Source organism: Aeoliella straminimaris (assembly GCF_024054565.1).
In the GTDB taxonomy this organism is placed as follows: domain Bacteria; phylum Planctomycetota; class Planctomycetia; order Pirellulales; family Lacipirellulaceae; genus Aeoliella; species Aeoliella straminimaris.
Genome location: NZ_JAMXLR010000016.1, coordinates 1 through 13,136, shown reverse-complemented (window position 1 = coordinate 13,136; position 13,136 = coordinate 1). Strand labels below are relative to the sequence as shown.

Genomic DNA, 13,136 nt, shown 5'->3' with positions numbered 1-13,136 from the left:
ACGCCAATATGGGTCGACACAACACGCGCCGCGATTTCCTTCGTGCCATGGGCCTCAGCGCCGCGGTGGCGCCGTTCTTGATGAATCGCCCCAGCCTCGCTTTCTCCAACTCCAGCGCTCGTAAACAGCGCCTGGTGATTGTGTTCACGCCCAACGGTGTTGTGCCCCCCACGTTCTGGTCGGACGAAGAGGGAAGCGAGTTCACGCTGAAAGAGAGCCTTACGCCACTCGAACCGCTAAAGGACCGCATGTTGTTGCTACATGGCGTGAACAACTCGGTTCGCGGCGACGGCGATCTGCACATGCGCGGAATGGGCTGCCTGTTGACCGGTATCGAGCTGTTTCCCGGCAACGTCCAGGGGGGTGGCGATACGCCGGCCGGTTGGGCCAGCGGTTTGTCGATCGATCAGGAGATCAAAAACTATCTGCAGTCCCAGGAGGCCACCCGCACGCGGTTTGGCTCGCTGGAATTCGGCGTGATGGTGCCCGAGCGGGCCGACACCTGGACCCGCCTGGTGTACGGCGGCCCCAACAAGCCGATTGCCCCGATCGACGATCCCTATCAGATGTTCGCCAAGCTGTACGGCGAAATGAAGGATCGCGAGAACATGACCAGCATTCTGGACGACCTGGAAGAAGATTTGGCCAAGGTTCGCAACCTGGTGAGTGCCGAAGATCGCGGACTGCTGGAACAACAAGAAACGTTTGTCCGCGAGTTCGAGCGGTCGCTACAAGCCGAAGACCAACGGGCGCCCGATCACGCCGAGCCGGAGCTGCCGCCCGACATCGAGCGGAAGAACGAAAACATGCCCGAGCTGACCCGCATGCAGATCGAACTGATGGTGCACAGTTTCCTGAACGACTTCTCGCGGGTGGCCACCTTCCAGATCACGAACTCGGTGGGCCAGGCGCGAATGACGTGGATGGGCATCGATGAGCCGCACCACAGCCTGTCGCACGAGCCCGACAGCAACACCGAAGCGATGGACAAGCTGACCAAAATCAATCGCTGGTACTGCGAGCAGATCGCCCACCTGGCCCAACGATTGGACGAGACCCCCGAACCGGGCGGCGAAGGCACCATGCTCGACAACACTACCATTGTGTGGACCAACGAACTGGGCAAAGGTAGCAGCCATACGCACGAGAACACGCCGTTCGTGATGCTGGGCGGAGGACTCGACCTGGAGATGGGCCGCTCGCTGAAGCTCGGCGGCGTTGCCCACAACCGCCTGCTGATGTCGCTGGCGGCCGGCTTCGGGCACGAGCTCAAGACGTTCGGCAATCCCGACTACTGCGGCGCAGGAGCCTTGACGCTCTAAAGCTTCGCTTGGCGATAGATGTCGGCCAATTGTTCCGCACGGGCCGCCGGCATGTAGTGCTCGTGGAAGTGTTGCCGTGCTGCCTCGCCGATGGTTTGCCGCAGCTCGGCGTCGACCAGCAACTGGTCGGTGATCCGCGTACGATCGGCCCGAGCATCGTAGCCCACCAGAAAGCCGTTCTGGTTGTCTTCGATCCACTCACGATGTTGCGGCGTGTCGCTGGCCACCACCGGCACGCCCGCCGACATGGCGGTGAGCAGCGCCGTGGGCGAGATGGCTTGCACTTCGGTGCCTTGCCAGTAAACATCCAGGTGCGGCACGATGTCGCACCACCGATCGGTGTCGCCGAGAAAGCAGATATTCTCGGGTACCGCGGCCGTGGCGGCAAAGTGCTGTAGATGGTCTCGCTGAGGTCCGTCTCCAGCGATGAGCAACCGAATATTAGGATGCAGCACCCGCACCATGTCGACCGCCCAAATCAATTCCTTGATGCCCAGCGGCACGACCAACTGCCCTGCCGTACCAATCAGCAGTGCATCGTCCGGCAACCCGAACTCGGCAAGCAACTCGCCCCGGCGAGTCGCATCCGATGTGGCCGGCGCTGCCGCCGGAGGAACCACGGCGATCGCGCTATCAGTCAGTTGTCTGGAAAGCGATTCGCGGACCGACTCGCTTTCCACCAACCAGCGATCGGGCGTGCGTGGGAAGAACATCGGCATGCCGATACGCAACCGGGCAGGCTCCATCGAGCTCCAGTTAGCCACGAATCGCCAGCCCCGCGAACTGGCCGCCGCCGCTGAGACGTACCGCCGCGAAAGTCGGTCCCATGTGTGGACCACTTCGGGACTGGTGCGACGCACATGCATAACCAGCTGGCCGATGATGCTGGGATCGAACGTCCACCGCTGCTCGAGGCATCTAAGTTCTACTCCCGCCTCGGCAAACGCTCCGGCCAGCGCACCACCGCGTCCGAGCACCAACACCGACTGCTGGCATTCGAGCGCCGCGAGCGTCGGCAACAAGGTGAGCAGTTCGTCCGCTGGCGTGTATCGCTCGAGCGACTGAATGACGTGCAGAATACGCTGAGACATTGTGAGACAGAAAGCTTAAGGGCGATCGGAGAGATAAGCATGGTACAAAAAACTTCCGCCGCTGGCGCGTGGTCCTCGGTGGAAATCACCGGACATCGGGTCAGCGTCTTCGAGCCGGAGCGGCCCCATCCCCACGGTTTGGCCGCAATCTACTTGCACGCAGCCGGTTGCGAAGATCTGGCCGACGACCCCGTGTTCACAGCCGAACTAGCCGCAAGAGGCTTGCGGGTCGTCGCTCCGCACACCGGCGAGAGCTGGTGGAGCGACCGCTCCTCGGACGTATTCGATGCGGACCGCACGGCCGAGCACTTCGTCGTGCACGACGTCGTGCACGAGATCCGGACGCGGTGGGGCATCGAGCCTCCTCGCATCGGCCTGCTGGGCATCAGCATGGGGGGCCAGGCGGCGTTGCGTCTCGCTTACAAGCATCCCGCTAAATTTCCGGTGGCGGCCGCCATTTCACCCGCCATCGACTTCCACCTGTGGCTTGAGCAACCACCTGCGCAACCCGAAATCGCCGCTGCCCTGCGGCGGTTGTACCGCGACCCCGAGGACGCCCGGCAAGATACGGCCACACTGCACGTGCATCCCCTGAACTGGCCCCGTCACCAGTTTTTTTGCACCGACCCGATCGACCATTGGCACGAAGGGGCCGATCGGCTGCAAATGAAGCTGATGTCACTTGGCATTCCGCACGAGTGCGATATCGTAACTTCAGCAGGGGGACACAGTTGGGACTATTTTCACGCCATGGCCCCCCGCGCCGTGGAGTTCGTTGCCCAGGGCCTGGAGCAGGAACATTTGCGACTGCCGGTCTGATCGCCACCCCGCGGGGTTCAGTCGACATAGGATCGATAGTGGCGTTAGAGGTCCTAATTCCGTTATCATAGGAGGCCCTACCTCCGGTGGCCGCAGGCGAAACAGGCGTCTTCCTTTCCGGCCACCAGCCATCGCGAGTGCGCGATTTGACCAACTCACCTGCATTGCACCATTCCCTCCGTCGAGAAGTTTCTGCATCATGATTCGAATTGCCTGCTGGACGTTTGGTTTTCTGTTCCTGTTGTCTGCTGCACTGGAGGTGCGGGGAGATATTCTGGTCAGTTCTGTCGACCCCGTCACCTTTCAACCCAGTGGCATTAAACGCTACGACGAATGGACGGGCACCCCGCTGCCGGTTGGTGATGTTCCGGCCGTCTCCATTCCCCTGGGTGACTTTGCGGTTCCCCTGTTCCCTTCGAGCATGGCCACCACTTCCGACGGTCGACTGTTCGTAGCCGACAGTTCGGGCCTGGTACTGCAGTTCGACGCCGCCACGAGTGCACCGCTGCCACACCCCTCGGCACCGCTGCCGGCCGGAGTATTTGCCACCACCCAGACGGAACAACCTCAGTTTGGATTCCCTGCACTCACCATCGGGCCTGACTCGATGCTTTACGTGATCGATGGGGACGACGTATCTGGCGAAGGTGGCAAGCCGGGCGTGCGCATCTTCGATCCCGATACCGGAGCCCCCACCGATACACTGCTGGAATCCGCCACCGTCGAGTTCGGCCGGCTGACTGGCATGGCCTTCGACACGGCAGGCGATCTACTAATTGCGGATTACGATCTGGGAACCATCTTCAAGGTCGATGTGGAGAACGACTCGATCGCTCCTTTCATCACCACCGGCCCGAATGGAGCCATCGGTCCGGCAGGTATCCTGGTGGACGATAGCGGCGCGATTTATGTATCCAACGCCGATGGCGGCACCATCGTGAAATACGATCCCGATGGCACCAACCCCAGCGTGTTCGGCACCGCTCCCCCAGCAGCCATGGAGTCGATAAGTTCGCCGTCGAACATGACGTTCAATCGCGCTGGCGATGCAATCTTGTTGGCCACGCTCGGGTTTGGCGGTGCGACCTCGGGCCAGGTGCTCAGCTTCGATTTCATGGCGAGTCCGCCCGCGACGTTTGTCGACGGAATCCAGGCGGCGAGTGCCGTGATCGTGGTGCCCGATCTGCTGCCGGGCGACTTCAACGGCGACGGCACCGTCGACAACGCCGACTACCTGAAGTGGAAAGACGACTTCGGTAGCGAGGTTATTCCGACCAGTGGTGCAGATGGCAACGGCAATGGCCTGGTCGACATCGCCGACTACACGATTTGGCGTAACACCTTGGGATCCACGGGCTTGCTGCCGGATAACGCCTCGCTGGTTGCCAACGTGCCTGAGCCTGCGGCCATCTGGGTTGCCGGACTGGCCCTGCTGGGCACCGCTTGCTGGTATCGCCAACGGGGCTGCTGTTAATCACCACCGCAACAGAAGCAACTGCATGAGGTATGTTCGCTCCAAACGTGAACTGGATGCGACCGGCTTTACGCTGGTCGAATTGCTGGTGGTGATAGCCATCATCGGCATCCTGGTTGCGCTGTTGCTGCCAGCCATTCAGGCCGCGCGGGGATCGGCGAGAAACACGCAGTGCAAGAACAACCTGCGACAACTGGGAATCGCCTCCCAGAATCACGTAAGCGCTCTCGGGTACTTCCCACCCGGCACCACGGCCCAGGAGTATCCTGCGGTGCCGGCCGCTCCGTGGACTTTCTATCGCTGGAGCGGGCTCGCTCATGTTTCTCCCTACATGGAAAACACGGCGGCCTACGATGCAATCGACTTGACGGTTCCGCTCTACACCCCTCAGTTGGTGGTGAGTGACGAGAACGTGGATGCGGTCCGCATTCGAGTGCCGGAGTTCCTTTGCCCTAGCGATATTGGCCAAACCGAGAACACCGACTTCGCGCCAACCAATTACGCGCTTTGCACGGGATCGGGAATCGGTGGCGGAGCTCCCCACGATACCGATGGACTGGCGTTCGAGAACTCGCGCGTCCGCCCGGCGCGAATTCAAGACGGGCTTTCGAACACGGCATTGGCATCGGAGAGCACGCTTGGTCAACCCGCTGGAAACGGCGCCACCGACCACGACACCCAGCTAGAGTACAAGTTTATTACTCGCAAAGATCTCACCGAGTCGCGCTGTGCGTCGACGCAGCAGTGGAATGTCACCGACCCGCGTGGGTTCGCCTGGGTGAACGGCGAATACCGCTGTGCGATGTACAACCACTATTTGCTGCCTAACTCGGCCGTGCCCGATTGCATGGGTGTCGAGGCAGGTTTCAACAGCACACCTCAAACCCGCTTCCGCCCTTACGGTTGGCGAGCTGCCCGCAGTAACCACTCCGGTGGGGTGAACGTGTTGATGGCCGATGGCTCGGTGATGTTCGTCAGCGACGACGTCGATCTGGCCGTGTGGCAAGCCATGGCAACCCGCGATGGTGGCGAATTGCCACCGCAGTGACGCTCGCCCACCGCACGAGTGCTCTAACGCTTCATCACCCGCGAACGACTCGGCTGACGACTGGGTGCCGTGTTGTTGCGGCGCGAGGCCGTGGCCGAGTTCTGTTGGCTACGACTGCGGGCCATGCCTGGCGACTTCGAAGTGGCCGGTGCCTTGGCTTCGGTGCCGGATTTGCCCTTCACCGATTCGACCAGCTTGGCGTACCGCTGAGCTTCGGTGGCGTTGCCCAACTGCTTGTGCATGGCAGCCAGGTTGCCGTAAGGCACCGCCAGGTTGTCCTTGGTGATCACGCCACCGCTGACGGCTTGCTCGATGAGATCGGCGCCCATCTCGGTAAGCTTGATAGCCCGCTTCTGGTCGTTCTGGTCCCAGTAGGAAACGGCCATGCTCACCAGGGCCTCGCCTTCGTGCCGGGGCACCACCAGTTCCGACTTCGCCTTCTCGCTGGCCATCAGCGGGAAGGCACGGTCGTACCATTTCACAGCCTCTTTGTGCTCCGACTGATGCACGGCGTGCACCGCACCAATGTGGAAGTACAGCTTGCCGACCATCTGCTCCGTCTCGGCCAGTTCGCGGCGTGCTTCCGCTTTGTCGGCCATCAATTCGATGGCCTTTTCAGAGTACTCGAGCGCCTGCTTGGGATGGCGGCGATGATGCTCGATTTCCAGGGCGTGCTGATAGGCGATACCGGCCGTCCACTCCAATTGGCTGATCCACAGGGGATCGTCCGTCTGCGACTTGATCTCACGCAGCGAGTCCTCGATTTCCTGAACCAGCGGCTCGGGATTATTGGACGGCTTGAAGTTGGCCAGTGCCGCCAGCGAACGTTCCGCCACGGTAATTCGCAACCCCAGATCGCCGCCGTCGTTCTCGATCAACTCTTCGGCGAGCGCCGAAGCACGGGTAACCCATTGGGCCACGTTGTCCATGTTGTCTTCGTAGTCGCGATGCGAAATATCAACGGCAATGGCCAGGTGGGCGTTGACCAACAGACGCTTGGCCTCGCGGCGTTCGCTGGCGACGTCGCTGGTTGCCAGTTTGTCCGCTTCGGCGATGGCCATGTTGTGGAAGCCAATCGCCTTGCCGGCAATTTCGGCATCGCCCAGCGAGGCCAGCAGGCCCATTTCGTGCAGTGCGGCCGCACGAGGCAGTGTGGCCACGTTCTCGGCATCCAACACTTCGCGAGTGATAATCACGGCGTTGTCAAAGTCGCCAACGGCTGCGAGCGTCTTACCCCATTGTTGACGATAAGCCATGTTTTCCGGTTCGAGATCCACCGCCCGCTGGGCCTCGGCCTCGGCCTCTTCGGCCAGCCCGGCGTCGGACAATGCCCGCGACAACATCCAGTGGGCATGCGATTCCCGCGGGGCGAGTGTCACGGCCTGCTTCAGATCGGCGATGCGAAGCGTCAGGTCGCCCAAGGTCCGCTGTTCGGCACGCAGGCAGAATGTTTCGGCGTCGAGCGGCTGCAGCAGCATTTCCGACACACGCTCGGCCTGTTGAGGAGTGATATCGTCCGACTCGTCGACCACCATCACGATGCCGCGTTCTGGATAGGCATAGGCGGCCACGTGGCCCGTCTCGTCGCTGATCACTTTTACCGCTTCGGCCGGATCGGCGGCCACCTTCTCGGCAAGTTGTTCGGGCGAGGCCGACGCGTGGAGGCTGATCTTCATCAGCGTCACCAGGCCATCTTCCACCAACACCTCTACGCCCCGGAAGCTGTCCATGTGGAAGGTCATCAACTGGCCGGTCTCCGTGGGGCCGACTTCGTCGGGGGTTCCCCAGGAATCAATCAACTGCTTCTTGGTCGAAACCCCCGGCTGGATTCCGTGGAACACGGCCGGCTGCGGCGGCTGCGGACCAGCAGTTGGGGGTGCGTCGTCCACCTCGGTGGTGTTCGAGGCAATCTTTACGGGCACCTTGTCGGCGGCGCCCAGTGCGGCGTTCTTGGTCGGCGGGCCAAACTGCTGCTCGGGATCCGCCAATTGTGGTTCGTTGTCCGATACGGTGGAGATGGGCTGCAGCCCGTCGGCTTGCTCCTCCACCATTTCGGTCGGTTCGAGCTTACTCTTGGCAATCACCACCGAACTTTCCCGCGAGTTGCCCTTCACAACCGACGAGGCGATGTCGTCCGCGGCGTACGACAGGCTGGTCGGAACCAGGCAAATAGCGCCGCCCACCAGGGCTAAGCGACAACCGCGAGCAATCTGCTCGATGCGAATGGAATGGCCGAAAAGACGCATTGGGTGTTCCTCCTGAACGCGTGTCACGCCGACCTTAAGCACCCTTCCCGGGGCCGGCGTCGACAATGTTTGGCTACGTAGCGCGGCGTGACCTGTGTGTCGCTACTTTCCGCGATTGTGCGCCTTATCGACTACTGCGCAAGCCTTGCAACAGGAATACCAAGAGAAATCGCCACAATCGTCAAATTCCGCGCCTGGCGCAAGCAGTGCTGGCGACCGAAAACAACCAATCGTGGCAACTTGATGGCGCAGACTGGCCACTGGCATCTGGCCACGAGATGCTCCTGGACCACCAGCGCAGAGAACGTAACACCGACGTAACGCCAGAGGCGAACGTTGACTACTTGCGGCGGCGACGCAAGCACCAACCGCCAGCTACGGCGGCGAGCATCAGGCACACGGTGCTGGGCTCGGGCACCTGGCCCACAAACTGGCCTGTCGTGATCGAAGCGATCGGCGCCGAAGGTGCACCACCGACCTGGCTGTACCAGATGAAGTAATCGTCGGCGTCAACATCGCCATCGCCATCGGCATCGCCTTGAGCACCCGTGGCGCCCATGAGAATGCCGAAGTTCTGCTGCCAGACTGCCAGGTCGGCTTCATCGACGATGCCATCGCCGTTGAAGTCGCCCCCGAGCGTCATGATATCGAGCACCACGAGGGTGACGTCCGAATTGCTGTAGTCGAGGCCCCAGCTCCAGGTCGGATCGATGAGCGTCGGCAACGAGAGCACCGAGAACACACCATTCAGCAGGCCGGTACCGGACATGATTTCGAATTCGTCGCCCGGCATCGGTACCAACGGGGCCACGCCCGTGCTGCTGAGGTCGACGTTCAACTCGCCGCCCAGTGTGATATCGCCCGCCACGGTCACCGTGCTGAGTGCAATACCGTTGGGTCCCGAGCCCAGGCCCAGGCTCAAAGTCGATCCGGTGAAACCCGTGAAGTCGCCCAACACGGTCATCGATACGTTAGTGCCATCGGGACCAAGTTCGATATCGCCAAGATTATCCAGATTGTCTTCAAACACCGCGTTGGCACCGCCCGACAGCACAATGTTGCCGGTCAGCTCGTTGATTACGTCGCCCTCCAGCACGTTGTCGCCAGCGGTGAAGGCCAACTGAGCTGCATTGACCAATCCGGAGCGGAATCGCATCACGGCGTCTTGACCGTGAATCACGGCCGGCCTGGGCGGCAACTGGTCGGTCCCCACGTCGATACGATTGAAGAACGGATCGTTCACGCCTACTGCAATTCGCTCGAAGACGATCTCGCCACCGAGGACGTCGATCTCGCCATCGTTGGCCATGAAGTAGGAGCCGTTCTCATCGTTTTGCAGTTCATCGCCCAAGGCGGAGATTCGCAGCAGTTCGTCCTCTCTTACGCGAACCGTACCCACGCGGCGATTGCGGAAGGCGCCCCCGTTGATCTGCCCGGTGCCCCCCAGAATGCCATCGTTCAGGATGCGATCGGAGACGTTGATGGTTCCATAATCGAGCGTGACAACGCCCGAATGCCCGACAATGAAATCGGCTTCGTCGTCCGCATCTCCGTCGGAATCGACAATGCGATTGACATCCATAGAGCCACTATTCGAGATCGACAAATAGGAATTCGACGTTACGCTGTTGTCGTAGTCTCTCATGTTCTCGTAGAAAATGGCGACCGTCGCGCCACCGGATGCTATGATCCGCGATCCGGTTCCATCGATCTCCACACTAGCCGCAGCCACGCGCGGTTCGTCCTCGAAGGGGCTGTCTTCATCGCTGTCCTGGTCGCCGAGTCGGGCAATGCCCAACGATCCAATACCGATGCCCGAGCCGGCGCGAAGCAATCCGCCATCCTCCACTCGCACCGCACCGCTACCTAGCGCACCGACGATCATGGGGTTCGGATCCGGGTCGTCACCGCTGCTACCCGTGGGAGAAAGACCGGCCTGATCGATTACCGATCCCACGCCACTTACCAGCACGTACCCATTGCTCTCGGGGCCCTGGCCGACATACAGTCCGTCTTCAATCTCCATCCGCCCACCGTCGTACACATAGAGTGTGCCACTGCCGCTCAGACCGACGTAAACGTCGTATCCTTCATCGCTTTCGGGACGTGGCGTTGGATCGACCAAGCCGCGCAGCGCGGCGGGAATCAGGTCCTCGGCCGGGTTGCTGTTGAACACGGTGCCAAAGCCCGAGATGGTGACAGTGCCGACGCCCGTGCTGGGACCGAAGTCGTCCGGATCGTCGACGTCGATGTCGTCGACCGAACCGCCGATGATCAAATGGCCGTACCGCAGCATGCTGCCGCCGTTCATCGCCATGGAGCCGACACCGTACCTGCCGATCTCGATGTTGACCTTGTTGTTGTCGCCTTCTTCAAAAGTGTGCTGGAATTGGGAGTCTGGCCCGGGTGGAGTCTCAAAGCCGAAGTACTGAAACAGCAACCATTCCTGGATGCCCTCGTTGCCGAGCACCGTACCGAACAAGGCCGCATCGACCGATTCGCTAAAGTCGGTAGCCGTAAAGATGCTGTCGTAGGGATAGAAATCGCCCGTCAGGTCGACATCGGCCAATACATTGACGGCCGGCAGCAAGCAGGCCAACAGCAGCGGTGCGAAGTAGAAGCGAGCCCACCCAAGCTTGGGGCGGGAGGAGACGATCGCGGAAGGAGTCATGAAAGGTGCCTTTTTCTCTTACTTCGCCCCAATGGTGCCGAATACGTATGATGTCGCTTACGCCGACGAACGGTTCCGTCGGCCGCCGCATTGCCGTTCGCCTGTGGGCCCGCGGGGCGAGGTTGACAATGCTGAAACGATAACCAATCTGGTTGGCGATTCTGTTCCGTTGGCCCGCTGCAGATTCCCTCTTCGTGACGCAATCGGTTGCGACAAGGGGCTGCGTCCGATGCGCAGCGAGATCCGCGGAGCTGGGTTCCCTCTATAATCACTAACGGAGGCCCTGTTTGTCAACTATTTTGCGGGCGCCGCTACGGTGCCGAGGTGCCGTGCTTCCTGGCATTTAGGTCTTATTTTCCAGGGTTAATCCCCGGCAGCCGGACATACTCCAGGCGATCGCCAGCGGCCAACTCGACGCCAGTTTCGGACAATCGCACCAGGCAATTGGCCCGCACCATGCCCGCCAGATCGGCCGATCCATGCCAGGGAAATATCTCCACCCGCTGCTGGGCATCGACGTAGGCAGGGCGAAACATCTCGCGGCCGCCGCCGTAGGCGAACTCGCCCATAGAGGTACCCTTCGAGAGCCGCAGCACCACCGAATCGGCCCGACCAGCCAGTACCGCCAGTGCCGGAATCACGAACAGGTGGAAACAAACGAACCCGCTCACCGGATTGCCAGGCAACCCGAACACCAGCCGGGGCGGTCCATGTTCGCGCGGCACGATGCCAAACCAGAGCGGCTTGCCCGGTTTCAAGGCCACTTTGTGGAAGACTTGCTGCACCCCCGCTTGGGCCAGGGCTGCGGGCACCAGATCTTTCACGCCGGCCGATACGCCACCGGTAACCAGCAGCACGTCGGCCTCCAAACCTTGCTGGGCCAGTTCGACTAGTTCGTCCAGTTCGTCGCGTCCCGAGGGCAGCACGCTGGGTGCGTAGTCGCCTTCGCACAGGGCGCTGGTGAGCAGCGGACCGTTGGAATTGCGAATCTGGCCGGCAGCCGGGCGTTCGTCGACCGATACCAGTTCGTTGCCCGTGGTCAGCACCGACACGGTGGGCCTCGGCACGACGCTCAGCACCGCTGCGCCGGCTTCCGCCAGTACGGCCATGGTGATCGAATCGATCCGCCTGCCAGCCGCCGCGATGCACTGACCGGACGACATCGACAAGCCCTGCGGCATGATGTGCTTGCCTGGTGGTGGATCGATCCACTCCAGACGCACCGTCCGGTCGTCCACCAGTTCGGTCTGCTCCACCGGCACCACGGCCGTTGCGCCGTCGGGCAGCGGGGCACCGGTCATCACCCTGGCGGTGGTTCCCGGGCGGATAGGGCGACGCGGGACATCGCCGGCCATGATGCTCTCGATGATGGTCCGCGTGGGCGAGCGATCGCTGGCGACGACGGCAAAGCCATCCATCATCGCCTTGTTGTAGGGCGGCGAGTCGACGTCGCTGGTGACTTCGTCGGCGAGCACCAGCCCCAGCGCGTCGCGCAAGCGGATGCGGATCGGAGCAAGTTGTGCCGCGTGCTGCCCCACCAGCTGGAGTGCTTCGTCAACTGTAAGCATGTTAGTCACCGCCTTAACGGAATCTATTCTACCGCGACTCGAGAAGGTTGCAAAAGTCATCGCGCCACGATTCGGACAAGCGGGTCAAGTTGGCGGCGCGAGTGACCTCTGCGGTGCTGGCGGAGGAATGGAAGCGTAGTCGGTAGATCTCGGGGATGGAGAGCGTGTGCTCCGGCCGCTCGACCCGTTCGATGGAATCCCCCGCCGTTAGCGTGCCCGACTCCAGCACGCGGAGGTAGAATCCTGGCCGACCGGCTTGATGAAACTGCTTGACGATGCTCGGCATCTGCATGCGAACGCCCAGCTTGGCGCACGGCTGGCGTGGCTGGGTCACTTCGAGCAGCACCGTGCCAATCCGGTAACGATCGCCAATGCAAACCTGATCGCTGGGCAGGCCCTGGACGGTTAGATTCTCGCCAAACTCACCTGGCGCCAATTCGCGACCGTCGAGTTCCTGTTGCCACCACTGGTAGTCCTGGGTGTCGTACGCATACACGGCCTTATCCACGCCGCCGTGCACCGACTTGTCGGCCTGCTCGTCGCCAGCCAACCCCATCTCGGTTACCTCCACCTGGCCCTCGACGGGCAGCTTGAAGATAGCCGTGGTGATGGTTCGACCTTGGTACTGCACGAGTTGTGGCCAGCCCACGTTGATCGATAGTAGTTGCATAGCGAATGATTCAATTGAAACTGGCCTGCTCGACAAATGACGATGCACGGCGACAAAGACACGGGACCAGGCACTACGAATCGCGCAGTAGCCGAACGTTTCTAACGTAACGAACTCTTACCGCCTGCAACACTGAACACCTAGTGCGTGCCGCACGGGCGTGTAGCGTCGATGGCGGCTAGGTTGCCGAGATTCACGTACAATTTGCCGCTATGCCTATCTGTAGT

The 13,136-nt window shown here is 61.4% G+C and carries 9 protein-coding genes; 4 read left to right on the top strand and 5 right to left on the bottom strand.

Annotation, left to right across the window (positions count from 1 at the left end):
• Positions 1 to 8 precede the first annotated feature (8 nt).
• Entirely contained in the window at positions 9 to 1,322 is a 1,314-nt protein-coding gene (locus tag NG895_RS03855) for a DUF1552 domain-containing protein (protein ID WP_252851131.1), read from the top strand.
• Here NG895_RS03855 and NG895_RS03850 read toward each other — a convergent pair.
• Entirely contained in the window at positions 1,319 to 2,413 is a 1,095-nt protein-coding gene (locus tag NG895_RS03850) for a glycosyltransferase family 4 protein (protein ID WP_252851130.1), read from the bottom strand. The genes NG895_RS03855 and NG895_RS03850 overlap by 4 nt on opposite strands.
• A gap of 39 nt (positions 2,414 to 2,452) precedes the next feature.
• Here NG895_RS03850 and NG895_RS03845 point away from each other — a divergent pair, with 39 nt between their 5' ends.
• The 3 genes from NG895_RS03845 (at position 2,453) to NG895_RS03830 (ending at position 5,754) form a co-directional block, all read left to right on the top strand.
• Positions 2,453 to 3,232, top strand: a complete 780-nt coding sequence (locus NG895_RS03845; RefSeq protein ID WP_252851129.1) for an alpha/beta hydrolase-fold protein — start codon at positions 2,453 to 2,455, stop codon at positions 3,230 to 3,232.
• 199 nt (positions 3,233 to 3,431) lie between these two features.
• Complete coding sequence (locus NG895_RS03840; RefSeq protein ID WP_252851128.1) at positions 3,432 to 4,706, top strand: hypothetical protein; 1,275 nt, start codon at positions 3,432 to 3,434, stop codon at positions 4,704 to 4,706.
• A 25-nt stretch (positions 4,707 to 4,731) separates the two neighbouring features.
• A complete protein-coding gene (locus NG895_RS03830; protein ID WP_261360658.1) occupies positions 4,732 to 5,754 on the top strand; it encodes a DUF1559 domain-containing protein in 1,023 nt (340 codons plus the stop codon).
• Between the two features lie 23 nt (positions 5,755 to 5,777).
• On the opposite strand, the gene NG895_RS03825 is transcribed toward NG895_RS03830, so the two are convergent.
• The 4 genes from NG895_RS03825 to NG895_RS03810 all read right to left on the bottom strand — a co-directional run bounded on the left by NG895_RS03825 (position 5,778) and on the right by NG895_RS03810 (position 12,909).
• Positions 5,778 to 8,000 (bottom strand): tetratricopeptide repeat protein, encoded by a 2,223-nt coding sequence (locus tag NG895_RS03825; RefSeq protein ID WP_252851127.1) that lies wholly within the window; start codon positions 7,998 to 8,000, stop codon positions 5,778 to 5,780.
• A 340-nt stretch (positions 8,001 to 8,340) separates the two neighbouring features.
• Positions 8,341 to 10,671: a PEP-CTERM sorting domain-containing protein gene (locus tag NG895_RS03820; RefSeq protein ID WP_252851126.1), complete on the bottom strand. Its 2,331-nt coding sequence runs from the start codon at positions 10,669 to 10,671 to the stop codon at positions 8,341 to 8,343.
• A 350-nt stretch (positions 10,672 to 11,021) separates the two neighbouring features.
• On the bottom strand, positions 11,022 to 12,239 hold the full coding sequence (locus NG895_RS03815; protein ID WP_252851125.1) for a molybdopterin molybdotransferase MoeA: 1,218 nt from the start codon (positions 12,237 to 12,239) through the stop codon (positions 11,022 to 11,024).
• Positions 12,240 to 12,267: 28 nt separating this feature from the next.
• Positions 12,268 to 12,909, bottom strand: coding sequence for an MOSC domain-containing protein (locus NG895_RS03810; protein ID WP_252851124.1), 642 nt, complete (start codon positions 12,907 to 12,909; stop codon positions 12,268 to 12,270).
• Between the last annotated feature and the right edge of the window lie 227 nt (positions 12,910 to 13,136).